The sequence below is a fragment of the Streptomyces roseus genome (assembly GCF_001044425.1).
GTDB lineage: Bacteria > Actinomycetota > Actinomycetes > Streptomycetales > Streptomycetaceae > Streptomyces > Streptomyces roseus.
In genome coordinates, this window is record NZ_LFML01000006.1 from 13378 (window position 1) to 38144 (window position 24767).

General features: G+C 71.1%; 20 protein-coding genes and 1 pseudogene. 4 read left to right on the forward strand and 17 right to left on the reverse strand.

Annotated features, from left to right (window positions below; genetic code table 11):
• Positions 1-33 precede the first annotated feature (33 nt).
• Together ACS04_RS00725 and ACS04_RS00730 are read right to left on the reverse strand one after the other, a co-directional pair.
• Positions 34-1245 (reverse strand): LolA family protein, encoded by a 1212-nt coding sequence (locus ACS04_RS00725; protein WP_048474470.1) that lies wholly within the window; start codon positions 1243-1245, stop codon positions 34-36.
• A gap of 222 nt (positions 1246-1467) precedes the next feature.
• Positions 1468-2478, reverse strand: a complete 1011-nt coding sequence (locus ACS04_RS00730) for a polyprenyl synthetase family protein (protein ID WP_048474471.1) — start codon at positions 2476-2478, stop codon at positions 1468-1470.
• Between the two features lie 211 nt (positions 2479-2689).
• On the opposite strand from ACS04_RS00730, the gene ACS04_RS00735 reads away from it, so the two are divergent.
• Both ACS04_RS00735 and ACS04_RS00740 read left to right on the forward strand, forming a co-directional pair.
• The gene (locus ACS04_RS00735; protein ID WP_048474472.1) at positions 2690-4195 is read left to right on the forward strand and encodes a peptide MFS transporter; all 1506 of its coding nucleotides are present in this window, start codon (positions 2690-2692) and stop codon (positions 4193-4195) included.
• 22 nt (positions 4196-4217) lie between these two features.
• Positions 4218-6230, forward strand: coding sequence for a CocE/NonD family hydrolase (locus tag ACS04_RS00740; RefSeq protein WP_048474473.1), 2013 nt, complete (start codon positions 4218-4220; stop codon positions 6228-6230).
• A gap of 65 nt (positions 6231-6295) precedes the next feature.
• On the opposite strand, the gene ACS04_RS00745 is transcribed toward ACS04_RS00740, so the two are convergent.
• Complete coding sequence (locus ACS04_RS00745; protein WP_048474474.1) at positions 6296-7117, reverse strand: HAD family hydrolase; 822 nt, start codon at positions 7115-7117, stop codon at positions 6296-6298.
• A gap of 140 nt (positions 7118-7257) precedes the next feature.
• On the opposite strand from ACS04_RS00745, the gene fahA reads away from it, so the two are divergent.
• Both fahA and ACS04_RS35940 read left to right on the forward strand, forming a co-directional pair.
• Entirely contained in the window at positions 7258-8505 is a 1248-nt protein-coding gene (gene fahA, locus ACS04_RS00750; protein ID WP_048474475.1) for a fumarylacetoacetase, read from the forward strand.
• A gap of 33 nt (positions 8506-8538) precedes the next feature.
• A pseudogene (locus tag ACS04_RS35940) lies at positions 8539-8643 on the forward strand (GntR family transcriptional regulator); the annotation flags it as partial.
• On the opposite strand, the gene ACS04_RS00755 reads toward ACS04_RS35940, so the two are convergent.
• The 14 genes from ACS04_RS00755 to ACS04_RS00820 all read right to left on the reverse strand — a co-directional run bounded on the left by ACS04_RS00755 (position 8644) and on the right by ACS04_RS00820 (position 24754).
• A complete protein-coding gene (locus ACS04_RS00755; RefSeq protein WP_048474476.1) occupies positions 8644-9147 on the reverse strand; it encodes a contact-dependent growth inhibition system immunity protein in 504 nt (167 codons plus the stop codon).
• A 101-nt stretch (positions 9148-9248) separates the two neighbouring features.
• Positions 9249-10895: an NADH-quinone oxidoreductase subunit NuoN gene (gene nuoN / locus ACS04_RS00760; RefSeq protein WP_209441583.1), complete on the reverse strand. Its 1647-nt coding sequence runs from the start codon at positions 10893-10895 to the stop codon at positions 9249-9251.
• A 5-nt stretch (positions 10896-10900) separates the two neighbouring features.
• Positions 10901-12493: an NADH-quinone oxidoreductase subunit M gene (locus ACS04_RS00765; protein ID WP_048474477.1), complete on the reverse strand. Its 1593-nt coding sequence runs from the start codon at positions 12491-12493 to the stop codon at positions 10901-10903.
• Position 12494: 1 nt separating this feature from the next.
• Positions 12495-14390, reverse strand: a complete 1896-nt coding sequence (gene nuoL / locus ACS04_RS00770) for an NADH-quinone oxidoreductase subunit L (RefSeq protein WP_048474478.1) — start codon at positions 14388-14390, stop codon at positions 12495-12497.
• 12 nt (positions 14391-14402) lie between these two features.
• Complete coding sequence (gene nuoK, locus ACS04_RS00775; protein WP_048474479.1) at positions 14403-14702, reverse strand: NADH-quinone oxidoreductase subunit NuoK; 300 nt, start codon at positions 14700-14702, stop codon at positions 14403-14405.
• On the reverse strand, positions 14699-15508 hold the full coding sequence (locus ACS04_RS00780; protein WP_048474480.1) for an NADH-quinone oxidoreductase subunit J: 810 nt from the start codon (positions 15506-15508) through the stop codon (positions 14699-14701). The genes nuoK and ACS04_RS00780 overlap by 4 nt, the downstream gene beginning before the upstream one ends.
• Entirely contained in the window at positions 15505-16113 is a 609-nt protein-coding gene (gene nuoI / locus ACS04_RS00785) for an NADH-quinone oxidoreductase subunit NuoI (protein ID WP_048474481.1), read from the reverse strand. The genes ACS04_RS00780 and nuoI overlap by 4 nt, the downstream gene beginning before the upstream one ends.
• Positions 16106-17476, reverse strand: coding sequence for an NADH-quinone oxidoreductase subunit NuoH (nuoH, locus tag ACS04_RS00790; protein ID WP_048474482.1), 1371 nt, complete (start codon positions 17474-17476; stop codon positions 16106-16108). Before nuoH ends, nuoI begins: the two co-directional genes overlap by 8 nt.
• Positions 17473-19980: an NADH-quinone oxidoreductase subunit G gene (locus ACS04_RS00795; RefSeq protein WP_048474483.1), complete on the reverse strand. Its 2508-nt coding sequence runs from the start codon at positions 19978-19980 to the stop codon at positions 17473-17475. Before ACS04_RS00795 ends, nuoH begins: the two co-directional genes overlap by 4 nt.
• The gene (nuoF, locus tag ACS04_RS00800; protein WP_048474484.1) at positions 19977-21323 is read right to left on the reverse strand and encodes an NADH-quinone oxidoreductase subunit NuoF; all 1347 of its coding nucleotides are present in this window, start codon (positions 21321-21323) and stop codon (positions 19977-19979) included. Before nuoF ends, ACS04_RS00795 begins: the two co-directional genes overlap by 4 nt.
• Entirely contained in the window at positions 21323-22087 is a 765-nt protein-coding gene (gene nuoE / locus ACS04_RS00805; protein ID WP_048474485.1) for an NADH-quinone oxidoreductase subunit NuoE, read from the reverse strand. Before nuoE ends, nuoF begins: the two co-directional genes overlap by 1 nt.
• Positions 22084-23433 carry an NADH-quinone oxidoreductase subunit D gene (locus ACS04_RS00810; RefSeq protein WP_048474486.1) on the reverse strand — a complete coding sequence of 450 codons (1350 nt, stop codon included), beginning with the start codon at positions 23431-23433 and terminating at the stop codon, positions 22084-22086. The genes nuoE and ACS04_RS00810 overlap by 4 nt, the downstream gene beginning before the upstream one ends.
• Positions 23433-24203, reverse strand: coding sequence for an NADH-quinone oxidoreductase subunit C (locus tag ACS04_RS00815; RefSeq protein ID WP_048474487.1), 771 nt, complete (start codon positions 24201-24203; stop codon positions 23433-23435). Before ACS04_RS00815 ends, ACS04_RS00810 begins: the two co-directional genes overlap by 1 nt.
• Positions 24200-24754, reverse strand: a complete 555-nt coding sequence (locus tag ACS04_RS00820) for a NuoB/complex I 20 kDa subunit family protein (protein ID WP_030028258.1) — start codon at positions 24752-24754, stop codon at positions 24200-24202. Before ACS04_RS00820 ends, ACS04_RS00815 begins: the two co-directional genes overlap by 4 nt.
• Positions 24755-24767: the final 13 nt, after the last annotated feature.

The following is a 24767-nucleotide window of genomic DNA, read 5'->3' on the forward strand; positions in this document are numbered from 1 at the left end:
CACCCTTCGGACAGCTCTGCCGGGCGTGCGGCACTACTTGGCGGCGTCGGCCGCCTGCACCAGCGCGTCCTTGGTGACCGCGCCGACGTAGACCTTGCCGTCGTCCGTGATCAGCGCGTTGACCAGGCGGGTCTTGAAGACCCGGCCCTCGCCGAACGTGCCGTTGACCTTGCCGCCGAGGGAGTCGAGGAACTGCTTGGCCTGCTTCGGGGCGTCCTTGTCGTTCGCGGACTTCTCCAGGTCCTGGAGGCCCTTGCCGGCGCCCGTGTCGATGCGGGCGATGGTCGCCCAGCCCTCGCCGAGCATTTTCGTCTCGCCGCCCTTGCCGCCCATGCCGCCGGTCAGGGCGTCCAGGCCGGGGAAGGAGTCCAGGCCCTTGAACTCCTTGCCGTGGCCGTCCTTGCCCGCCTCGGTGGCGCCCTCGGTCACCTTGGCGCCCTTGGGCGCGGTGAACGCGAAGGTGTCGGCGGAGGGCTTGGCGAAGTCCACCTTGGTGAACCCGGCGTCGACGATCGGCTTGCCGCCCTCGGCCGCGAGCAGCTGGACCCGCAGCGGCACGCCGTTCTTGGCATCCACCGCGATCTTGACCGAGCCGACCGTGGTTCCGCCCTGCTTCGGCTTCAGGACGAGCTGGTACGAGTCCCGGCCGGCCACCTGCGCGGTCTCGCCCACGCTGACGTCCGTGGTCGGGCCGGCGGCCTTCAGCACCTCCTGGGCCAGCTGCTGGGGCGAGGCGCCGCCCAGCCGGTGGGCCGTCTTCTTCTCGTCCTTGCCCGCCGCCGCCCCGGGGTTCTTCTCGTGCCAGACCTCGTTGGCCTTGCTGTCGTAGCCCCACACGTCGGCGCCGTTGTGGATCAGGCTGTACTCGTCCTTGCCGTCCACGAACGTGAGCTTCTGGCGGTCCGGGCCGTCGGCCGCGACGCGCAGGGTGTGCGAGCCGTTCGCCAGCTGCGCGATCTTGTCCTCGGGGTTGGCCGAGCCGCCCGAGACGCCCGAGCCGCCGAGGAAGCCGCTCGCCAGCTTCGGCAGGCCCAGGTCGGTGCTGATCTTCGCGCTGCCCGACAGCTGCTGCACGTCGGAGGCGGCGATCTTCTCGATCAGCTGCTGCGCGGTCACCTTCGGCAGGTCCGGACCGCCGGAGTTCGCGAAGGCCGGGACCATCGCCACGGTCGCGGCGGCCACACCCGCCACCGCTACCGGTACTGCGTACCGGGCGGCCTTGCGGGTCTTTGCGTTCGTTGCCATGTCTGCCCCTACCTCCGTGTCACCCGTTCTGGTGTGTCTCCATCTGACCAAAGGGGAGGGGGTCGGGGCGTCACTCCCCGGGGCCAACTCGGCGTACGCCCCAGGGATGACACGAGGAGGGCCCGGCGTCCCCTACCCGTAGGGGACGCCGGGCCCTTCGCCCCGCGGGCTGTCCTGCCCGGACGTATCCGGGCACACCGGTTGCGTCCTTCGGGCGGTCGGCTAGCCGGCCCGGTGCACCACCGCGTCGCAGAGCTCTTCGAGCGCCGACTTCGCGAAGCACTCCGGCAGCGGCGCCAGCGTGGCCCGCGCGTCCTGCGCGTAGCGGATCGTGTCGCGGCGGGCCTGCTCCAGCGCGGGGTGCACCCGCAGCCGGGCCAGCACCTCCGCGTGGCGGGCGTCGTCGCTCAGGTCCCCGTCCAGGAGGCCCACGAGCTCCAGGTCGGCGGGGTCGCCGCCCCGGGCCGCCATCTCGCGAAGCCGCAGTACGGGCAGCGTCGGGATGCCCTCGCGCAGGTCGGTGCCCGGGGTCTTGCCGGACTCGTGCGAGTCGGAGGCGATGTCCAGGACGTCGTCGGCGAGCTGGAAGGCGGTGCCGAGGCGCTCGCCGTACTGGGTCAGGATGTCGACGACCGACTCGTCGGCCCCCGACATCAGCGCGCCGAAGCGGCCGGAGACCGCGATCAGCGAGCCGGTCTTGCCGGCGATGACGTCGAGGTAGTGCGCGACGGGGTCGCGGCCGTCGCGCGGGCCGGCCGTTTCCAGGATCTGACCGGTGACCAGCCGCTCGAAGGCCTCGGCCTGGATGCGGACGGCCTCGGGTCCGAGGTCGGCCAGGATGTGCGAGGCGCGGGCGAAGAGGAAGTCACCCGTCAGGACGGCCACCGAGTTGCCCCAGCGGGCGTTGGCGCTGGCCACCCCGCGGCGCACGTCCGCCTCGTCCATGACGTCGTCGTGGTAGAGCGTCGCCAGGTGGGTGAGCTCCACGACCACCGCGGAGGGCACGATGCCGGGCGCGTAGGGATCGCCGAATCGGGAGGCGAGCATCACCAGCAGCGGCCGGAACCGCTTGCCGCCGGCCTTGACCAGGTGCTGTGCGGCCTCGGTGATGAAGGGGACTTCGCTCTTGGTGGCCTCCAGCAGACCCGCCTCGACGGCGGCCAGTCCGGCCTGGACATCGGTCTCAAGAGCCTGGTCCCGCACGCTCAGTCCGAACGGCCCGACGACGGTCACGAGGGGTACTCCTGTCTGCTGACGATCACGCTGACGATCACCTGGATTGTCGATGTGTCGCTGCCATCACTCAAGCCAGCGTATCCGGTCTGTTTTCGATCACCGAGAGCGGCCGTCATGTCGCCACCCGCGCACTGCCCGTTGCGCACCGGTATGTTCTTGAGGAGCCGAAACAACCGGAGAATACGTTTTGTCCAGAACTGACACGGCAATGGAGGACCCGGCGGAACCGGTCGACCCGGAGGCGGACCAGCCGCCGCCCTCCGACGGCCACGCGTTCCTCGGCCATCCCCGGGGCCTCGCCACGCTGTCCGGACTGGAGGTCTGGGAGCGCTTCTCGTTCCTCGGCATGCAGGCCATCCTCGTCCTCTACTTCGCGGACACGGTGGCGAACGGCGGCCTCGGCATGGACCCGGGCACCGCGGCCTCCGTCTCGGCGGCCTACGGGACCATGGTCTACCTCGTCTCCGTGGCCGGCGGGTGGCTCGCCGACCGGATCCTCGGTTCGTACCGGGCCGTGCTCTGGGGCGGCGTCCTGATCGCCTGCGGCCACTACGCCATGGCGGTGCCGACGGCCGCCATGACCTGGACGGGCCTCGGCCTGATCAGCGCGGGCACCGGCCTGCTCAAGCCCAACGTGGCCAGCATGGTCGGCAAGCTGTACCGGACGGACGACGACCGGCGCGACGCCGGCTTCGCCCTGTACTACATGGCCATCAACACCGGCGCCTTCGCCGGCCCCCTGATCACCGGCTGGCTCGGCGAGCACCAGGGCTGGCACCGGGGCTTCTCCGCCGCCGCCGTCGGCATGACCGCGGGCCTGGTCCAGTACGTACTGGGCCGCCGCCACCTGGCCGGGCGAAAGCACTCGGCCGAGTACGCCCTCGCCCCCGCCGCGATGCGCCGCGCCGTCCGGCGGATCGTCGCCGGACTCCTCGCCGCGGGCGCCCTCGCCACCCTTCTGGGCGCCGTCGGGTGGCTGACGATGGGCCGTTTCGTCGACCTGCTCACCCTGGTCTCGGTGATCGCTCCGGTCGTCTGCTTCGCGGTGATGTTCCGCAGCCCGCGGGTGACGCGCGAGGAACGCGGACGGCTGCGCCCGTACGTGGTGCTCTTCCTCGCCTCCGTCGCCTTCAACTTCATCCTCTTCCAGGCGTACTCCACGATGATGCTCCTCGCGTCGACGAACGCCCGGACCGAGATCCTCGGCTTCCACTTCCCCGCGAGCTGGTACGCCTCCGCGCTCGGCGCGTTCGAGGTGGCGCTCGCCCCGGTCGTCGCCGCGCTGTGGGCCAAGATGGGCCACCGCCAGCCGCACGCCTCGAACAAGATCGCCATCGGGGTGGTCCTGGGCGGCCTGTCCTTCCTGCTGATGGTCGTCCCGACCTCGGGGCACGGCGGCCAGGCGTACCAGATGGCCGCCTGGTGGATCGTCGGCTCGTACCTGCTGCTCGGCCTCGGCGACGTCCTGCTGGAGACCTCCGGCATGTCGGCCACCACCAAGCTCGCCCCGAAGGCCTTCGCGAGCCAGACCATGGCGCTGTGGTTCCTCTCGCTCGCCCTGGCCAACGGCATCCAGGCCCAGGTGGTCAAGGTCTACGGCCAGGTGTCCGCCCCCGCGTACTTCGGCGTCAACGGAGCGGTCGCGGTGGCGGCGGGGCTGGCCGTGATCGCCCTGGCGCCGTGGCTGCGCCGCACGATGCACCCCGTCCACTGAGAGCCCAGGTGGTGGTTCCCGCATGATCATCCGTACCGAGTTCCCGTACGGGACGGCCCACGAAGATGTCCGGATCCCGATGCCCGACGGCGTGGAGCTGTACGCCCGGATCTGGCGGCCCGTGACCGACGAGCCGGTCCCGGCCCTGCTGGAGTACCTGCCGTACCGGCTGACCGACTGGACCGCGCCGCGCGACTGGCAGCGCCACCCCTGGTACGCGGGCCACGGCTACGCCTCGGTCCGGGTGGACGTACGGGGCCACGGCTGCAGCGGAGGGAACCCGGGCGACGAGTACGACCCGCGGGAACTGGCCGACGGGGTCAAGGTCGTGGAGTGGCTGGCGGAGCAGCCGTGGTGCACGGGGTCGGTGGGGATGTTCGGGATCTCATGGGGCGGGTTCAACTCCCTCCAGATCGCGGCGCTGGCCCCCGAGGCCCTGAAGGCCGTCGTAACGGTCTGCTCGACGGACGACCGGTACGACAACGACGTCCACTACATGGGCGGCTCGGTGCTGGCCGTGGACATGCACGCGTGGGCGGCGACCATGCTGGCCTTCGCGGCGCGGCCGCCGGACCCGCTGTACGCCGGGGACGGCTGGCGCGAGCAGTGGCTGGCGCGGCTGGAGGCCGTCGAACCCCTGATCCACACCTGGCTCGCCCACCAGACGCGGGACGACTACTGGCGCCACGGCAGCGTCTGCGAGGACTACGGGGCGATCGGCGCGGCCGTGCTGGCGGTGGGCGGCTGGCACGACCCCTACCGGGACGCGGTGCTGAGGCTGGTCTCCCACCTGCCGCACGACCGGGTGCGCGGGCTGATCGGGCCCTGGTCGCACCAGTACCCGGACCGCGGGCTGCCGCCCGGTCCCGCGATCGGCTTCCTCCAGGAGACCCTGCGCTGGTGGGACCACTGGCTGAAGGGCGAGGACAACGGGGTGATGGACGAGCCGCTGCTGCGGTCGTGGATCTCGGACTCCCATCCGCCGGCGACCTCGTACGAGGTGCTGCCGGGGAGGTGGGTCGCGGACGCCGGGTGGCCCTCCCCTTCCGTCACCCCGGTCACGTACGCGCTCCAGGGCGCGCCGGTGGCCGTGGCCTCGCCGCAGCACACGGGGCTGGACGCGGGGCGGTTCTTCCCGTTCGGCAACGACGCGGACCTGCCGCCGGACCAGCGGGAGGAGGACGCGAAGTCGGCCTGCTTCGAGTTCCCGGTGGGGCGCGAGCCGGTGGAGATCCTCGGGCGGGCGCAGGTGACGGCCCGGCTGCGGATGGACGTCCCGTACGGGCAGGTGGTGGCGCGGCTGTGCGACGTGGCGCCCGACGGGTCCTCGACGCTCGTGACGCGGGGCGCGCTGAACCTCTCGGCGCGGCTGGGGCGGGACAAGGCGGTGCCGTGGCCGGTGGGCGCGTACGAGGACGTGGTGTTCGAGCTGAACGGCATCGGGCACCGCTTCGCCCCCGGGCACCGGATCCGGCTCGCGCTCTCCTCGGCGTACTGGCCGTGGATCTGGCCGCGAGCCGGCTCGGAGGCGGGGTGGACGGTGGATCCGGCGGGGAGTGCGGTGGTGCTGCCGGTGCGGGCCGCGGCCGGGGCGGCGGCCGCCGCGGACGCGGAGGTCCGCTTCGAGCCGCCCGAGCAGGCCGAGCCGCTGGGGGTGTCGTATCCGGCCACGCTGGACGAGCCGGGGCCGGAGCGGGTGGTCGTACGGGACGTGGCGCGGGGACGGTGGCGGCTGGAGGTGGACCCGCGGTACGGGGGCACGCGGGTGTTTCCGGACGGGCTGGAGTACGGGGAGGAGGCACGGGAGGTGTACGAGATCGACTCGGCGGACGCCTTGTCGGCGCGGACGCGCTCGCAGTGGCGGATCCGCTTGCACCGGCCGGATTCGGGTTGGGACGCCCGGGTGGAGACGCGGTCGGAGGTCCGCTGTGACGAGGGCGGGTTCCTGACCTCGAACGAGGTCGTGTGCCGGGCGGGGGAGGAAGTGGTGTTCCACCGGACGTGGGAGCGGCGCCTTCCGAGGGCGGCGGGCTGAGGGGGGGAGAGGGAGGGCGCCTGGGGGCGCCCTGCGGGGCCGGAAACGAGCGGCGGGGCGGGCGCTCAGCCCGGGTAGAGCCGCTCCAGGACCACCGCGATGCCGTCCTGTTCGTTGGAGAGGGTCAGTTCGTCGGCCACCGCCACCAGCTCGCGGTGGGCGTTGGCCATCGCCACCCCGTGTGCCGCCCACGCGAACATCGGGATGTCGTTCGGCATGTCGCCGAAGGCGATCGTCGACGACGGGCCGACGCCCAGCACCTCGGCCGCCAGCGCGAGCCCGCTCGCCTTGCTGACGCCCGGCGGCTGGAGCTCCACCGTGTGCTCCCCGGCCATGGTCACGTTGACCAGGTCCCCGACCACCGCGCGCGCGACCCGCGTCAGCTCGTCGTCGTCCAGCTCCGGGTGCTGGAGCAGCACCTTGTTGATCGGGGCGGCCCACAGGTCGCACCGCCTGCGCACCCGCACCGTCGGCAGGTGCGGATGCCACATGCGGTAGCCCGGCCCTATCAGCATCTCGGCGTCCACCCCCTCCTGGTTGACCGCCGCGTAGACCTCGCCGATCTCCGCCTCGATCTTCCCGAGCGCCACCTCGGCCAGCTCCCGGTCCAGCGCGACGGAGTGCAACAGGCGCGCGTCCGCCGTGTCGTACACCTGCGCGCCCTGCCCGCACACCGCGAGCCCCTCGTAGCCGAGGTCGTCCAATACGTGACGGACCTGCGGAACGGGGCGTCCGGTGACGATGATGTGCTGGGCGCCCGCGGCGCGCGCCGTCGCGAGCGCCGCGTACGAGCGGGCGGAGACGGTGTCTCCGGCGCGCAGCAGGGTCCCGTCCAGGTCAGTGGCGATCAAGGCGAACGGGGAGGCCGAAAGCGGGGCGGAAGTCACGGCGCAAGGATACGGACCCCTTTGGACAAGTCCTACAAATAGAGCCCGAATCCGGCCTCCCACCGGCCCCACTGGCCACGTAACGTATCAACCAGCCCCCGGGACACCCCCGGTCCGCAGCGAAAGCGAGGCAGTACCCCATGCCCCAGCAGAGCCCCCTCGATGTCCCCGAGGGCGACCCGTTCGGGCCGCACAACCTCCCGTACGGCGTCTTCTCGACCGCCGGGGCCGCCGGGGCCGCCGGCGACGAGCCCGAGCGCCGTCGTATCGGCGTGCGCATCGGCGCACACGTGCTCGACGCGGGTGCGGCCGCGGCGGCGCTCGGTTCCCCGTACGCCGCGCTGCTCGGGCAGTCCTCGCTCAACCCGCTGCTCGCCGCCGGCCGCACCGCCTGGCGCGACGTACGCCGCGCGCTGACCGCGTGGGTGACCGACCCGGGCCACCGCGAGACGGTCGAGGCGCACCTCTTCCCGCTCGACGCCGTCACCCTGCACCTGCCGTACGAGGTCGCCGACTACGTCGACTTCTACGCGAGCGAGCACCACGCCACCAACGTGGGCCGCATCTTCCGCCCGGACGGCGAGGCGCTGACCCCCAACTGGAAGCACCTGCCGATCGGTTACCACGGCCGCTCCGGCACGGTCGTGGTCTCGGGGACGGACGTCGTACGGCCCTGCGGGCAGCGCAAGGCGCCCTCCGACCCGGCGCCGGTCTTCGGCCCGTCCGTCAAGCTCGACATCGAGGCGGAGGTCGGCTTCGTCGTCGGCACCCCGTCCGAGCACGGCCGCCCGGTGCCGCTGGCGGACTTCGAGGACCACGTCTTCGGGCTGTTCCTGCTCAACGACTGGTCGGCCCGCGACATCCAGGCCTGGGAGTACGTGCCGCTCGGCCCCTTCCTCGGCAAGTCCTTCGCCACCTCGGTCTCCGCCTGGGTCACCCCGCTGGAGGCCCTGGAGGCGGCCCGGGTCGCCCCGCCCGCCCGCGACTTCCCCCTCCTGCCGTACCTCGACGACGCCGAAGCCGACCGGCCCGGCGGCTTCGACCTGCGCATCACCGTCTCCATCAACGGGCAGGAGGTCGCGCAGCCGCCGTTCGCGACGATGTACTGGACCGCCGCCCAGCAGCTCGCGCACATGACCGTCAACGGCGCCTCCCTGCGCACCGGCGACGTCTACGGCTCGGGCACGGTCAGCGGACCCGAGGTCGGCCAGCGCGGCTCGCTGCTCGAACTGACGTGGAACGGCCGCGACGCCATCGAGCTCTCCGACGGCAAGCGCACCTTCCTGGAGGACGGGGACACCGTCACCCTCACCGCATGGGCGCCGGGCCCCCAGGGCACCCGCGTCGGCCTCGGCGAGGTCACCGGCCGCATTGTGGGATCCCGCTAGACACGGCCCGGTCCGGCCCTTGGGCCGGACCAGGGCGGGGTCCTGCCGCTGGAGGACGTCCTCGCCGCCGAGTACGGAGCCGGCCGCAACACCGTCCGCCAAGCGCTCGACCTGCTGCGCGGCGGACGGCTCGTCGAATCAGCCGCGCGCCAGGCCCGTCGCCACCGACTGGAACCACGCGCCGTACGAAAACGGCTCGGGCGGGGCGACCTCCATGCCGAGTTCCGCTGCGGCCAGGGCGTAGTCGGCTTCGTCCAGCGGAAGGGCGAGGAGTTCGTGGAGCTCGCCGACGAGGCGGGCGGTGAGCTGGGGGTCGGTGGTGGCGGCGTAGTCCGCGACGGCGGCCTCGTGGCCGGGGAACTCGTCGACGCCTTCCTCGATGCTCCGCTTGAGGTGGTCCGCGAGCACGAGCAGCCAGTCGCCGACCGCGGACTGCGGCATCCCGGTGTCGGGGACGGCGTAGAACTCGCCGAGACCGATCCGCAGGCGGCCCGGGGGATTTCGGCTGTACTCGCGCAGTTGGCGCTCTGCCTCGGCGATGGCCCAAGGCCGGGTGTGCCAGGTGTGGCGCAGATAGGCGTCCAGGGCACGGCTGCGCTGTTCGCTCGTATCGTCTGCGGGCTGCCCGAGATAGGCGCGCATCACCTGATCGAGCTCGCCGTAGCGCCGATCGTGTTCAAGCGGAACACGCCGCTGGGCCCGCCCCCCGGAGGGGGCCGGGCCCAGTCGTGGAAGTGGCGGGGCTACCGCACGAACGTGCTCGCCTGGCCCGCCAGGTCCAGGAAGTACTGCGGGGCCACGCCCAGGACCAGCGTCACCGCCACACCCACCGCGATCGTGGTCATCGTCAGCGGCGAGGGGACGGCCACCGTCGGGCCGTCGGCCTTCGGCTCGCTGAAGAACATCAGGACGATCACCCGGATGTAGAAGAACGCGGCGATCGCGGACGAGATCACACCGACCACGACCAGCACCCCGGCGCCGCCCTCCGCCGCCGCCTTGAACACGGCGAACTTGCCGGCGAAGCCGGAGGTCAGCGGGATGCCGGCGAAGGCCAGCAGGAACACCGCGAACACCGCCGCCGTCAGCGGCGAACGGCGGCCCAGACCGGCCCACTTGGACAGGTGCGTCGCCTCGCCGCCCGCGTCGCGCACCAGCGTGACCACCGCGAACGCGCCGATCGTCACGAAGGAGTACGCGCCCAGGTAGAACAGGACGGACTTGACGCCCTCCGCCGAGGTCGCGATCACACCGGCCAGGATGAAGCCCGCGTGCGCGATCGACGAGTACGCCAGCAGCCGCTTCACGTCGGTCTGGGTCACCGCGATCACCGCACCGGCCAGCATCGTCAGGATCGCCACGCCCCACATCACCGGCCGCCAGTCCCACCGCAGGCCCGGCAGGACCACGTACAGCAGGCGCAGCAGCGCACCGAACGCGGCCACCTTGGTCGCCGCCGCCATGAAGCCCGTGACCGGGGTCGGGGCGCCCTGGTAGACGTCCGGGGTCCACATGTGGAACGGGACCGCGCCGACCTTGAAGAGCAGGCCCATCAGGATCAGCGCCCCGCCGATCAGCAGCGGCGCGTCGTTGCCCATGGTGTCGGCGAGCGCCGGGTCGATCTTGGTGACCGTACCGTCGACCACGTCGGCGATCGCCGCGTACGAGACCGAGCCCGCGTACCCGTAGACCAGCGCGATGCCGAAGAGGAGGAAGGCCGAGGAGAAGGCGCCGAGCAGGAAGTACTTGACCGCCGCCTCCTGCGACATCAGCCGCTGGCGGCGGGCGACGGCGCAGAGCAGGTACAGCGGGAGGGAGAAGACCTCCAGGGCCACGAACAGCGTCAGCAGGTCGTTGGCCGCGGGGAAGACCAGCATGCCGGAGACCGCGAACAGGGCCAGCGGGAAGACCTCGGTGGTGGTGAAGCCCGCCTTGACGGCGGCCTTCTCGCTCTCGCTGCCCGGGACGGACGCCGCCTGCGCGGCGAACGAGTCCACCCGGTTGCCGTGGGCGGCCGGGTCCAGGCGCCGCTCGGCGAAGGTGAAGACCGCGACGACCGCCGACAGCAGGATGATCCCCTGGAGGAACAGGGCCGGGCCGTCCACGGCCACCGCGCCCATCGCCGCGATGTGCGCCTTGTCGCTGCCGTACCCGCCGGCGGCGAGGCCGACGACCGCCGCGAAGGCCGAGGCCAGCGCGGCGACGGCGAGGAACACCTGGACGTAGTAGCGGGACTTGCGCGGTACGAAGGCCTCGACGAGGACTCCGAGGACCGCCGCGCCCACCACGATCAGCGTGGGCGCGAGCTGGGCGTATTCGATGTGCGGGGCCGGGATCCGGTCGACCGGTTGCCCGGCCGCCAGGGTCAGCAGCCCACGGGCCGCAGCCATGGTGCTCACTTCGCCGCCTCCCCGTTCTTGGCCTCGACGGCCACCTGTGGCTTGGGGTCCTTCTCGTGGACGTCGGACATGGTGTGCTCCACCGCCGGGTTGACGATCTGGGTGAGCGGCTTCGGGTACACGCCGAGCCCGATGAGCAGCACGATCAGCGGGGCGACCACCAGCACCTCGCGCAGGCGCAGGTCGTGCATCCCGGAGACCTCCGCCTTCACGGGGCCGGTCATCGTGCGCTGGTAGAGCACCAGCGTGTAGAGCGCGGCGAGCACGATGCCGATGGTGGCGATGATGCCGATGACCGGGTACCGGGCGAACGTGCCGACCAGGACCAGGAATTCACTGACGAAGGGCGCGAGCCCCGGCAGCGACAGGGTGGCGAGGCCGCCGATCAGGAAGGTGCCGGCCAGCACCGGGGCCACCTTCTGCACACCGCCGTAGTCGGCGATGAGCCGGGAGCCGCGGCGCGAGATCAGGAAGCCCGCGACCAGCATCAGCGCGGCCGTCGAGATCCCGTGGTTGACCATGTACAGCGTCGCGCCCGACTGCCCCTGGGAGGTCATCGCGAAGATGCCCATGATGATGAACCCGAAGTGGGAGATCGAGGCGTACGCCACCAGGCGCTTGATGTCCCGCTGGCCGACCGCGACCAGGGCGCCGTAGACGATGCTGATCAGGGCCAGGACGAGGATCGCGGGCGTGGCCCACTTGCTGGCTTCGGGGAAGAGCCCGAGGCAGAAGCGGAGCATCGCGAAGGTGCCGACCTTGTCGACGACCGCGGTGATCAGGACGGCGACCGGGGCGGTGGCCTCGCCCATCGCGTTCGGCAGCCAGGTGTGCAGCGGCCACAGCGGGGCCTTCACCGCGAAGGCGAAGAAGAAGCCGAGGAACAGCAGCCGCTCGGTGTTGGTCGCCATGTCGAGCGTGCCCGCGGCGCGGGCGGCGGTGATCTCCTGGAGCGAGAAGTTCCCGGCGACCACGTACAGGCCGATGACGGCGGCCAGCATGATCAGGCCGCCGACCAGGTTGTAGAGGAGGAACTTGACCGCCGCGTACGAGCGCTGCGCGGCCGCGTTCTCGTCGGAGCCGGCGTGGGCCCGGTCCCCGAAGCCGCCGATGAGGAAGTACATCGGGATGAGCATGGCTTCGAAGAAGATGTAGAAGAGGAAGACGTCGGTGGCCTCGAAGGAGATGATCACCATCGCCTCGACCATGAGGATCAGGGCGAAGAAGCCCTGCGTCGGCCGCCAGCGGGAGGAAGAGGTCTCCAGGGGGTCGGCGTCGTTCCAGCCGGCCCCGATCACGAACGGGATCAGCAGGGCGGTGAGCGCGATGAGCGCCACCCCGATGCCGTCGACGCCCAGTTCGTAGCGCACGCCGAAGTCGGCGATCCAGGCGTGTGATTCGGTGAGCTGGTAGCGGGCGCCACCGGGCTCGAAGCGGACCGCGACGAGCACGGCCAGGGCCAGCGTCGCCAGCGAGAAGAGCAGCGCCAGCCACTTGGCGGCGGTCCTGCGGGCGGCCGGGACGGCCGCCGTCAGGACGGCGCCGACCGCGGGAACCGCGGCCGTCACCGTAAGAAGCGGGAAACTCATCTCACACCGCCCTCATCAGCAGGGTCGCGGCGACGAGGATCGCCGTGCCCCCGAACATCGAGACCGCGTAGCTGCGGGCGTAGCCGTTCTGCAGCTTGCGCAGCCGGCCCGAGGCCCCGCCGACCGCGGCGGCCGTCCCGTTGACCACCCCGTCGACCAGGCTGTGGTCGAGGTAGACGAGCGAGCGGGTCAGGTGCTCCCCGCCGCGCACCAGCACGACGTGGTTGAAGTCGTCCTGGTACAGGTCCCGCCGGGCCGCCCGCGTGAGGAGCGAGCCGCGCGGGGCGACGACCGGGACGGGCCGCCGGCCGTACATCGACCAGGCGAGGGCGACGCCGACGACCAGGACGACCATCGTGGACGCGGTCACCGCCATGGCGCTGACCGGCGAGTTGCCGTGCTCGTAGCCGGTGACGGGCTCCAGCCACTTCAGGAAGCGCTCGCCGATCTCGAAGAAGGCTCCGGCGAACACGGACCCGAACGCCAGGATGATCATCGGGATGGTCATGGAGCTCGGGGACTCGTGCGGGTGCGGCTCGTGCCCCTGCGCATCGGGCTGCCAGCGCTTCTCGCCGAAGAAGGTGAGGAGCATGACCCGGGTCATGTAGAAGGCGGTGATGCCGGCGCCCAGCAGGGCCACCCCGCCGAGGATCCAGCCCTGGGTGCCGCCCTTGGCGAAGGCCGCCTCGATGATCATGTCCTTGGAGAAGAAGCCGGACAGACCGGGGAAGCCGATGATCGCCAGGTAGCCGAGGCCGAAGGTGACGAAGGTGACCGGCATGAACTTCCTCAAGGCCCCGTACTTGCGCATGTCCACCTCGTCGTTCATCCCGTGCATCACGGAACCCGCGCCGAGGAAGAGGCCGGCCTTGAAGAAGCCGTGCGTGACCAGGTGCATGATCGCGAAGACGTATCCGACGGGGCCGAGGCCCGCGGCGAGGATCATGTACCCGATCTGCGACATCGTCGAGCCCGCGAGGGCCTTCTTGATGTCGTCCTTCGCGCAACCGACGATCGCACCGAAGATCAGCGTGACCGCGCCGACGACGGTGACCACCAGCTGGGCGTCCGGCGCCCCGTTGAACACGGCGGCCGAGCGGACGATCAGGTACACGCCCGCCGTCACCATCGTCGCGGCGTGGATCAGGGCCGAGACCGGGGTCGGGCCCTCCATCGCGTCGCCGAGCCAGGACTGGAGCGGCACCTGGGCCGACTTGCCGCACGCGGCGAGCAGCAGCATCAGGGCGATCGCCGTCAGCTTGCCCTCGGTGGCGTTGCCCACGGAGGCGAACACCGGGCCGAAGGCGAAGGTCCCGAAGGTGGTGAACAGCAGCATGATCGCGATCGACAGGCCCATGTCGCCGACCCGGTTGACCAGGAAGGCCTTCTTCGCGGCGGTCGCCGCGCTGGGCTTGTGCTGCCAGAAGCCGATGAGCAGGTACGAGGCGAGGCCGACGCCCTCCCACCCGACGTACAGCAGCAGGTAGTTGTCGGCGAGGACCAGCAGCAGCATCGCCGCGAGGAACAGGTTCAGGTAGCCGAAGAAGCGCCGGCGGCGCTCGTCGTGCTCCATGTACCCGATCGAGTAGATGTGGATGAGCGTGCCGACCCCGCTGATCAGCAGGACGAACGTCATCGACAGCTGGTCGAGCTGGAAGGCGACGTCCGCCTGGAAGCCCTCGACGGGGATCCACGTGTACAGCTTCTCGTGCAGGGTGCGGTCCTCTGCCCCGCGGCCCAGCATGTCGGTGAACAGGGCAACGCCGATGCCGAAGGAGGCGGCGGCGAAGAGGGTGCCGAGCCAGTGCCCGGCCTTGTCGAGGCGCCGGCCGCCGAGGAGCAGCACCGCCGCTCCGAGCAGGGGCGCCGCGATCAGCAGCCCGATCAGATTCTCCACTGTGAGCGCCCCTTACAGCTTCATCAGGCTGGCGTCGTCGACCGAGGCCGAGTGGCGGGTACGGAACATCGACACGATGATCGCGAGGCCCACCACGACCTCCGCGGCGGCGACGACCATCGTGAAGAAGGCGATGATCTGGCCGTCGAGGTTGCCGTGCATCCGGGAGAAGGCGACGAAGGCGAGGTTGCAGGCGTTGAGCATCAGCTCCACGCACATGAACAGCACGATCGCGTTCTTGCGGATGAGCACGCCGGCCGCGCCGATGGTGAACAGCAGGGCGGCCAGGTACAGGTAGTTGACCGGATTCACTTCGAGGCCTCCTCACGGCCGAGGCGCTCCGCCGACGCCTGCTCCAGCGCCTTCAGATCGTTCAGCGCCTGGCTCGACACGTCCCGGATCTGGCCGCGGGCGCGCAGCGTCTTGCTGACGGTCAGCTCGGACGGGGTGCCGTCCGGCAGCAGTCCGGCGACGTCCACCGCGTTGTGCCGGGCGTAGACGCCGGGCGCGGGCAGCGGCGGGAGCTGCACGCCCTCGCGCACGCGCCGCTCGGCGAGCTCGCGCTGGGTGGCGGCCCGCTCGGTGCGCTCGCGGTGGGTGAGGACCATCGCGCCGACGGCCGCCGTGATCAGCAGCGCGCCGGTGATCTCGAAGGCGAACACGTACTTGGTGAAGATCAGCGTGGCCAGCCCCTCAACGTGCCCGGCGGAGTTGACCCGGCCGAGCCCGTTGAAGTGGTTCAGCTTGGCGTTGCCGATGCCCGCGATCAGCAGGACGCCGAAGCCGAGCCCGCACAGTACGGCCAGCCAGCGCTGTCCCTTGAGGGTCTCCTTGAGGGAGTCGGCGGCGGTGACGCCGACGAGCATGACCACGAAGAGGAAGAGCATCATGATCGCGCCGGTGTAGACGATGACCTGGACCACGCCCAGGAAGTACGCCCCGTTGGCGAGGTAGAAGACCGCCAGGATGATCATCGTCCCGGCCAGGCTGAGCGCGCTGTGCACGGCCTTCTTCATGAGGATCGTCGACAGCGCGCCGATGACGGCGACGGTGCCGAGGACCCAGAACTGGACCGCCTCGCCCGTGGAGGTCGCGGTGGCCGCTGCGAGGGCGCTCATGCCTGCACCTCCTCGGCACCGGCCGCGGTCTCGCCCTTGGAGAGCGCCACCTGGCGGACCGTCCCGGGAGCCGCCCCCGTCACCAGCCCGCGGTAGTAGTCCTGCTCGTCCGTGCCCGGGAAGACCGAGTGCGGAGCCTCCACCATGCCCTCGGTCAGGCCGGCGAGCAGCTGCTCCTTGGTGTAGATGAGCGATTCCCGGCTGGCGTCGGCCAGTTCGAACTCGTTCGTCATCGTCAGCGCCCGCGTCGGGCAGGCCTCGATGCACAGCCCGCACAGGATGCAGCGGGCGTAGTTGATCTGGTAGACCCGCCCGTACCGCTCACCCGGGGAGTAGCGCTCCTCCTCGGTGTTGTCCGCGCCCTCCACGTAGATGGCGTCGGCGGGGCAGGCCCAGGCGCACAGCTCGCAGCCGATGCACTTCTCCAGGCCGTCCGGGTGCCGGTTCAGCTGGTGCCGTCCGTGGAAGCGCGGGGCGGTGGTCTTCTGCTGCTCGGGGTACTGCTCGGTGAGGCGCTTCTTGAACATGGCCTTGAAGGTCACGCCGAAGCCGGCCACCGGGTTCTGCCACTTCTCGCCCTGTTCGGCGTCGGACTTGTCAGACATTCTCAGCACCCTCCTCTCGGTCACTGTCAGTATTCGTCCCGCCACTGACAATCAGCTCCCGCTCACTGCGAGGCCGCCTGCGCGGTACGGGTGCCAGCTGCTGGCCGGGCTTGGGCGGTACGGGGAACCCGCCCGCCATCGGGTCGAAGGGCTCGGCCCCGGCGGCCCCGCCGGCCTGCTCGGCGACGGCCTTCTCCTTCCGGTCGCGGAAGAGGTCCGCGACGAAGGACAGCAGCAGGATCGCGACGACCCCGCCGCCGACGTACAGCACGATCTCCGAGAAGTCGTAGTTCTCGTTGCGCAGCGCCCGGACGGTGGCGACGAGCATCAGCCAGACCACGGAGACCGGGATCAGGACCTTCCAGCCGAGCTTCATCAGCTGGTCGTAGCGCACGCGGGGCAGCGTGCCGCGCAGCCAGATGAAGAAGAACAGCAGCAGCTGGACCTTGATGACGAACCAGAGCATCGGCCACCAGCCGTGGTTCGCGCCCTCCCAGAAGTGGCTGATCGGGTACGGGGCCCGCCAGCCGCCGAGGAAGAGGGTGACCGAGACCGCGGAGACGGTGACCATGTTGACGTACTCGGCCAGCATGAACAGCGCGAACTTGATGGAGGAGTACTCGGTGTTGAAGCCGCCGACGAGGTCGCCCTCGGACTCCGGCATGTCGAACGGCGCCCGGTTCGTCTCGCCGACCATCGTGATGACGTAGATGATGAAGGACACCGGCAGCAGCACGATGTACCAGCGGTCGGCCTGCGCCTCCACGATCGCCGAGGTCGACATCGACCCGGAGTAGAGGAAGACGGAGGCGAAGGCCGCGCCCATCGCGATCTCGTACGAGATCATCTGCGCGCAGGAGCGCAGGCCGCCGAGCAGCGGGTACGTCGAGCCCGAGGACCAGCCGGCCAGGACGATGCCGTAGATGCCGACCGAGGCGACCGCGAGGATGTAGAGCATCGCGATCGGCAGATCGGTGAGCTGCATCGTGGTGCGCTGGCCGAAGATCGAGACCTCGTCGCCGGCCGGGCCGAACGGGATCACCGCGATGGCCATGAAGGCCGGGATCGCCGCGATGACCGGGGCCAGGACGTACACCACCTTGTCGGCCCGCTTGACGATGATGTCTTCCTTGAGCATCAGCTTCACGCCGTCGGCGAGCGACTGGAGCATGCCCCAGGGGCCGTGCCGGTTGGGGCCGATGCGCAGCTGCATCCAGGCGACGACCTTGCGCTCCCACACGATGGAGAAGAGCACGGTCACCATCAGGAAGGCGAAGCAGAACACCGCCTTGATCACGACCAGCCACCAGACGTCCCTGCCGAACAGGGAGAGGTCCTCGGCCGCGAGCTGTACCGCGTTCACGCTCCCACCTCCGCGGGGGTGCCGCTGCCGTCGGCCGGGGTCGCCGGGCCGATCCGTACGAGGGTGCCCGGGTGGGCCCCGGTGTCGGCGAGGACGCCGTGCCCGGCGGAGTTCAGCGGGAGCCAGACCACCCGGTCGGGCATCCGCGTGATCCGCAGCGGGAGTTCCACGGAGCCGGCGGGACCGGTCACCGCGAGGACGTCGCCGTCCTTGACGCCGGTCTCGGCGGCCGTGGCGGCCGACAGCCGGGCGCTCGCCTCGTGCCGGGTGCCGGCCAGGGCCTCGTCGCCCTCCTGGAGCAGGCCCTGGTCGAGCAGGAGCCGGTGGCCCGCGAGGACCGCCTCGCCGGCGCCCGGGCGGGGCAGGGGCGCGGTGTCCGCCGACTGCGCGGCGGCGCGCTCCCCGGCCCACGGGCCGAGCGCGTCGAGCTCGCGGCGTACGGCGTGTACGTCGGGCAGCGCGATCGGCCGGTCGGCCGCGTCGGCCAGCATGTGCAGGACGCGGGCGTCGGCGGGGGCGAGCCGGCGGGTCATCTGGTCGGGCTTGAGCGCGGCCTCGAACGGCCGGACCCTGCCCTCCCAGTTGATGAACGCACCGGACTTCTCGGCGACGGCCGCGACCGGGAAGACCACGTCCGCGTGGTCGGTGACCTGCCCGGGCCGCAGTTCCAGCGAGACCACGAAGGCCTCCTGGAGGGCGACCAGCGCCCGGGCCGGGTCCGGCAGGTCGGCGATCTCGACGCCCGCGACCAGCAGGGCGGAGAGCTCGCGGCCCGCGGCGGCCTCGACGATCTGGCCGGTGTCGCGGCCGTAGCGGTGCGGGAGTTCGTCCAGCCCCCAGGCGGTGGCGACCTCGTCGCGGGCCCGCGGGTCGGTGGCCGGACGGCCGCCCGGCAGCAGCGAGGGCAGCGCGCCCGCCTCCACGGCGGCCCGCTCCCCCGCCCGGCGCGGGATCCACACGAGCTGCGCGCCGGTCGCGGCGGCGGCCCGTACGGCGGCCGTCAGGGCGCCCGGCACACCGGCGAGGCGCTCGCCGACGACGATGACCGCACCGGCTCGGCGCAGCGCCTCGGCGGCCTCGGCCCCGCCGGCTTCCAGGCCGGTGCGGGAGGCCAGCGCGTCGAGCCACTCGGGCTCGGTGCCGGGGGCGGCGGCCAGCAGCGCGCCGCCCGCCTTCTCCAGGCCGCGGGTGGCGAACGGGGCGAGGGCGAAGGTCCGCTGCTTGTGCTTGCGGTGGGCCTTGCGCAGCCGCAGGAAGACCCCGGGGGCCTCCTCCTCGGACTCGATGCCGGCGAGCAGGACGGCGGGGGCCGCCTCCAGCTTCGCGTACGTCACGCCCCGGCCGTCGAGGTCCTTGCCGGTGCCGGCGACGGCGGCGGCCAGGAAGTCGGCCTCCTCCGCGCTGTGGATCCGGGCCCGGAAGTCGATGTCGTTGGTGTCGAGGACGACGCGGGCGAACTTGGCGTACGCGTACGCGTCCTCGACGGTGAGCCGGCCTCCGGTCAGGACCCCGGCCCGGCCGCGCGCCGCGGAGAGCCCGGCGGCCGCGGCCTCCAGGGCCTCGGGCCAGCTCGCCGGGGCCAGGACCCCGTCCGAGCCGCGCACCAGCGGGGTGGTGAGCCGGTCGGGCCGCTGCGCGTAGCGGAACCCGAAACGGCCCTTGTCGCAGATCCACTCCTCGTTGACCTCGGGGTCCTCGGCGGCCATCCGGCGCAGCACCTTGCCGCGGCGGTGGTCGGTCCGGGTCGCGCAGCCGCCCGCGCAGTGCTCGCACACGCTCGGGGAGGAGACGAGGTCGAACGGGCGGGAGCGGAACCGGTAGGCGGCCGAGGTGAGGGCGCCGACGGGGCAGATCTGGATGGTGTTGCCGGAGAAGTACGACTCGAAGGGGTCGCCCTCGCCGATGCCGACCTGCTGGAGCGCGCCGCGCTCCAGGAGCTCGATCATCGGGTCGCCGGCGACCTGGTTGGAGAAGCGGGTGCAGCGCGCGCACAGGACGCACCGCTCGCGGTCCAGCAGCACCTGCGTGGAGATCGGGACGGGCTTCTCGTACGTGCGCTTCTTGCCTTCGAAACGCGAGTCGCTCTGCCCGTGGGACATCGCCTGGTTCTGCAGCGGGCACTCGCCGCCCTTGTCGCAGACCGGGCAGTCCAGCGGGTGGTTGATGAGCAGCAGCTCCATCACCCCGCGCTGGGACTTCTCGGCGACCGGGGAGGTCAGCTGCGTCTTGACGACCATGCCGTCGGTGCAGGTGATGGTGCAGGAGGCCATCGGCTTGCGCTGGCCCTCGACCTCGACGATGCACTGGCGGCAGGCGCCGACCGGGTCGAGGAGGGGGTGGTCGCAGAACCGGGGGATCTCGATGCCGATCTGCTCCGCGGCCCGGATGACGAGGGTCCCCTTGGGCACCGACAGTTCGATGCCGTCGATGGTCAGGGAGATCAGGTCCTCGGGCGGCACGGCGGCCTCTCCGCCACCGGTCGGAGCATGAGTGGTGACGGTCATGCGTTCACCTCCGTGTCAGCCCAGAGGGTCGACTTCCTGGGGTCGAAGGGGCAGCCCTTGCCCGTGATGTGCTGTTCGTACTCCTCGCGGAAGTACTTGAGCGAGGAGAAGATCGGGCTGGCGGCGCCGTCGCCGAGCGCGCAGAACGACTTGCCGTTGATGTTGTCGGCGATGTCGTTCAGCTTGTCGAGGTCGGACATGACGCCCTTGCCGGCCTCGATGTCGCGCAGCAACTGGACCAGCCAGTAGGTGCCTTCGCGGCAGGGGGTGCACTTGCCGCAGGACTCGTGGGCGTAGAACTCGGTCCAGCGGGTGACCGCCCGCACCACGCAGGTCGTCTCGTCGAAGCACTGGAGCGCCTTGGTGCCGAGCATGGAGCCGGCCGCGCCGACGCCCTCGTAGTCCAGCGGCACGTCCAGGTGCTCGGCCGTGAACATGGGCGTGGAGGAGCCGCCCGGGGTCCAGAACTTCAGCCGGTGCCCGGGGCGCATCCCGCCGCTCATGTCGAGGAGCTGGCGCAGGGTGATGCCGAGCGGGGCCTCGTACTGGCCGGGGCCCGCGACGTGCCCGGACAGGGAGTAGAGCGTGAAGCCGGGGGACTTCTCGGTCCCCATCGCCTTGAACCAGTCCTTGCCCTTGTTGAGGATCGCGGGAACCGAGGCGATGGATTCCACGTTGTTGACGACAGTGGGGCACGCGTAGAGGCCCTCGACGGCGGGGAAGGGCGGGCGCAGCCGGGGCTGTCCGCGCCGGCCTTCGAGGGAGTCGAGCAGTGCCGTCTCCTCGCCGCAGATGTACGCGCCCGCGCCCGCGTGGACCGTGATGTCGAGCTTCAGCCCGCTCCCCAGGATGTCCTCGCCGAGGTATCCGGCCTCGTACGCCTCGCGCACCGCCTCGTGCAGGCGCCGCAGTACCGGCACGACCTCGCCGCGCAGGTAGATGAAGGCGTGCTCGGAGCGGATCGCGTAGCAGGCGATGATCATTCCCTCGATGAGGGAGTGCGGGTTGGCGAAGAGGAGGGGGATGTCCTTGCAGGTTCCCGGCTCCGACTCGTCCGCGTTCACCACGAGGTAGTGCGGCTTGCCGTCGCCCTGCGGGATGAACTGCCACTTCATGCCCGTGGGGAAGCCCGCGCCGCCGCGGCCGCGCAGACCGGAGTCCTTCACGTAGGCGATGAGGTCGTCCGGGGTCATCGCGAGCGCCTTGCGCAGGCCCTCGTACCCCTCGTGGCGGTGGTAGGTCTCCAGCGTCCACGACTGCGGCTCGTCCCAGAAGGCCGACAGGACGGGCGCCAGCAGCTTCTCCGGGGCGCCGTTCTCGTGCATTTCGGCAGTCACCGTCATCACTCCCCCTCCTCGGTGGCGGCAGAAGCCTCGCCACGCGGGTGCACGACCTTGCCGAGCTGCGGGGTCTCGCCGCGCGCGATGCGCAGCCCGATCAGGGAGGCGGGGCCGGCGCCGCCGCTCGCCTCGACCGCGCCCTCGCGCTCGTCGGGGAAGCCGGCGAGGATCCGGGCCGTCTCCTTGTACGTGCACAGCGGCGCGCCCCGGGTCGGCGCGACGGGCCGGCCGGCGATCAGGTCGTCGACCATGGCCTTGGCGGATTCGGGGGTCTGGTTGTCGAAGAACTCCCAGTTGACCATCACCACGGGGGCGTAGTCGCAGGCCGCGTTGCACTCGATGTGCTCCAGCGTGACCTTCCCGTCGGGGGTGGTCTCGTTGTTGCCGACGCCGAGGTGCTCCTTGAGCTCGTCGAAGATCGCGTCGCCGCCCATGACCGCGCACAGGGTGTTCGTGCAGACCCCGACCTGGTAGTCGCCGGAGGCCTTGCGCCGGTACATCGTGTAGAAGGTGGCCACGGCGGTGACCTCGGCGGTGGTCAGGCCCAGCACCTCGGCGCAGAACCGGACGCCGGTGCGCGAGACGAAGCCCTCCTCGGCCTGGGTCAGGTGCAGCAGCGGCAGCAGCGCGGAGCGGCTGTCGGGGTAGCGGGCGATGACCTCCTTCGCGTCCGCTTCGAGCCGGGCGCGCACGTCGGCCGGGAAGTCGGGGGCCGGAAGCTGGGGCATGCCCAGGCCCACCCCTTGACCGGTCGGATTGGCTGTCATCGGTCGACGCCTCCCATCACGGGGTCGATGGAGGCGACGGCGACGATGACGTCGGCGACCTGGCCGCCCTCGCACATCGCGGCCATGGCCTGAAGGTTGGTGAAGGACGGGTCGCGGAAGTGGACCCGGTAGGGGCGGGTGCCGCCGTCGGAGACGACGTGCACGCCGAGCTCGCCCTTGGGCGACTCGACGGCCGCGTACGCCTGCCCGGCCGGCACCCTGAAGCCCTCGGTCACCAGCTTGAAGTGGTGGATGAGGGCCTCCATGGAGGTGCCCATGATGTTCTTGATGTGATCGAGCGAGTTGCCGAGGCCGTCCGGGCCCATCGCCAGCTGCGCGGGCCAGGCGATCTTCTTGTCGGCGACCATGACCGGGCCCGGCTCCAGCCGCTCCAGGCACTGCTCGATGATCCGCAGCGACTGGCGCATCTCCTCCAGGCGGATCAGGAACCGCCCGTACGAGTCGCAGCTCTCGGTGGTCGCCGCGTCGAACTCGTAGGTCTCGTACCCGCAGTACGGGTCCGCCTTGCGCAGGTCGTGCGGCAGGCCGGCCGAGCGCAGGATGGGGCCGGTGGCGCCGAGCGCCATGCAGCCCGTGAGGTCGAGGTAGCCGACGTCCTGCATGCGGGCCTTGAAGATGGGGTTGCCGGTGGCGAGCTTGTCGTACTCCGGCAGGTTCTTCTTCATGGTGCCCAGGAAGTCGCGGAGCTGGTCCACGGCGCCCGGGGGCAGGTCCTGGGCGAGGCCGCCGGGGCGGATGAACGCGTGGTTCATGCGCAGGCCGGTGATCAGCTCGAAGATGTCGAGGATCAGCTCGCGGTCCCGGAACCCGTAGATCATGATCGTGGTCGCGCCCAGCTCCATGCCGCCGGTGGCGATGCACACCAGGTGGGAGGAGAGCCGGTTGAGCTCCATCAGCAGGACGCGGATGACGGTGGCGCGGTCCGGGATCTGGTCGGTGATGCCGAGGAGCTTCTCGACGCCGAGGCAGTACGCCGTCTCGTTGAAGAACGGCGTCAGGTAGTCCATGCGCGTCACGAAGGTGGTGCCCTGCGTCCAGTTCCGGAATTCGAGGTTCTTCTCGATGCCGGTGTGCAGGTAGCCGATGCCGCAGCGGGCCTCGGTGACGGTCTCGCCGTCGATCTCCAGGATGAGGCGCAGCACGCCGTGGGTGGAGGGGTGCTGCGGGCCCATGTTGACGACGATCCGCTCGTCGTCGGCCTTCGCCGCGGACTGGACGACCTCGTCCCAGTCCCCGCCGGTGACGGTGTAGACGGTGCCTTCGGTGGTCTCCCGGGAGGCCGCGGTGTCCGAGGAGGCGCTGTTCGATGCGTTCTGGGCGTTCATCAGCTGTACGACCTCCGCTGGTCGGGAGCCGGGATCTGGGCGCCCTTGTACTCGATGGGGATGCCGCCGAGCGGGTAGTCCTTGCGCTGCGGGAAGCCCTGCCAGTCGTCCGGCATCATGATCCGCGTCAGCGCCGGGTGTCCGTCGAAGACCAGACCGAAGAAGTCGTACGCCTCGCGCTCGTGCCAGTCGTTCGTCGGGTAGACGGAGACGAGCGACGGGACGTGCGGGTCGGCGTCCGGGGCCGTGACCTCCAGGCGCACCACCCGGCCGTGGGTGATCGAGCGCAGGTGGTAGACGGCGTGCAGCTCGCGGCTCTTGTCCTCGGGGAAGTGCACCCCGCAGACGCCGGTGCAGAGCTCGAAGCGCAGGGCCGGGTCGTCGCGCAGGGTCCTGGCGACGCGGACGAGGTGCTCGCGGGCGATGTGGAGGGTCAGCTCGCCGCGGTCGACGACGACCTTCTCGATCGCGTTCTGCGGGAGCAGGTCCTGCTCCTCCAGCGCCCCTTCGAGCTCGTCGACGACCTCGTCGAAGTAGGAGCCGTAGGGGCGGTGGCTCGCGCCCGGCATGGCCACGGTGCGGACGAGGCCGCCGTAGCCGCTGGTGTCGCCGCCGCTGCGGGCGCCGAACATGCCCTTGCGGACGCCGATCACCTCGGGGCCGGCGGCGGAAACCCGCGGGGCAGGAACGTTGTTGCCGTTCCCGGTGCCGTTGCCGTTGCCGTTCCCGGTGCCGTCGGTGCCTGGGGAGGTCTCGCTCGCGTCGCTCACCGGAGCAGCCCCTTCATCTCGATCGTGGGGAGGGCCTTGAGGGCCGCCGCCTCCGCCTCGCGCGCCGCCTCTTCCCGGTTCACGCCGAGCTTTCCGCCCTGGATCTTCTGATGGAGCTTGAGGATCGCGTCCATCAGCATCTCGGGGCGCGGCGGGCAACCGGGGAGGTAGATGTCCACCGGGACGATGTGGTCGACGCCCTGGACAATCGCGTAGTTATTGAACATTCCGCCTGAAGATGCGCAAACCCCCATGGAGATGACCCATTTGGGAGCGGGCATCTGGTCGTACACCTGCCGCAGCACCGGCGCCATCTTCTGGCTGACCCGCCCGGCCACGATCATCAGGTCGGCCTGGCGCGGGGATCCGCGGAAGACCTCCATGCCGAAGCGGGCCAGGTCGTACCGGCCCGCTCCGGTGGTCATCATCTCGATGGCGCAGCAGGCCAGGCCGAAGGTCGCGGGGAACACGGATGACTTGCGCACCCAGCCCGCGGCCTGTTCGACGGTGGTCAGCAGAAAGCCGCTCGGCAGCTTCTCTTCCAGTCCCATGGGAAATTCAGCC

Bases quoted from the DNA above. Each gene is read 5' to 3' on its own strand.
- ACS04_RS00725 (WP_048474470.1), bottom strand. From the start codon at position 1,245: ATGGCAACGAACGCAAAGACCCGCAAGGCCGCCCGGTACGCAGTACCG.
- ACS04_RS00735 (WP_048474472.1), top strand. From the start codon at position 2,690: ATGGAGGACCCGGCGGAACCGGTCGACCCGGAGGCGGACCAGCCGCCG.
- ACS04_RS00740 (WP_048474473.1), top strand. From the start codon at position 4,218: ATGATCATCCGTACCGAGTTCCCGTACGGGACGGCCCACGAAGATGTC.
- fahA (WP_048474475.1), top strand. From the start codon at position 7,258: ATGCCCCAGCAGAGCCCCCTCGATGTCCCCGAGGGCGACCCGTTCGGG.
- ACS04_RS00755 (WP_048474476.1), bottom strand. From the start codon at position 9,147: ATGCGCGCCTATCTCGGGCAGCCCGCAGACGATACGAGCGAACAGCGC.
- nuoN (WP_209441583.1), bottom strand. From the start codon at position 10,895: ATGGCTGCGGCCCGTGGGCTGCTGACCCTGGCGGCCGGGCAACCGGTC.
- ACS04_RS00765 (WP_048474477.1), bottom strand. From the start codon at position 12,493: ATGAGTTTCCCGCTTCTTACGGTGACGGCCGCGGTTCCCGCGGTCGGC.
- ACS04_RS00780 (WP_048474480.1), bottom strand. From the start codon at position 15,508: ATGAGCGCCCTCGCAGCGGCCACCGCGACCTCCACGGGCGAGGCGGTC.
- nuoI (WP_048474481.1), bottom strand. From the start codon at position 16,113: ATGTCTGACAAGTCCGACGCCGAACAGGGCGAGAAGTGGCAGAACCCG.
- ACS04_RS00795 (WP_048474483.1), bottom strand. From the start codon at position 19,980: ATGACCGTCACCACTCATGCTCCGACCGGTGGCGGAGAGGCCGCCGTG.
- nuoF (WP_048474484.1), bottom strand. From the start codon at position 21,323: ATGACGGTGACTGCCGAAATGCACGAGAACGGCGCCCCGGAGAAGCTG.
- nuoE (WP_048474485.1), bottom strand. From the start codon at position 22,087: ATGACAGCCAATCCGACCGGTCAAGGGGTGGGCCTGGGCATGCCCCAG.
- ACS04_RS00810 (WP_048474486.1), bottom strand. From the start codon at position 23,433: ATGAACGCCCAGAACGCATCGAACAGCGCCTCCTCGGACACCGCGGCC.
- ACS04_RS00820 (WP_030028258.1), bottom strand. From the start codon at position 24,754: ATGGGACTGGAAGAGAAGCTGCCGAGCGGCTTTCTGCTGACCACCGTC.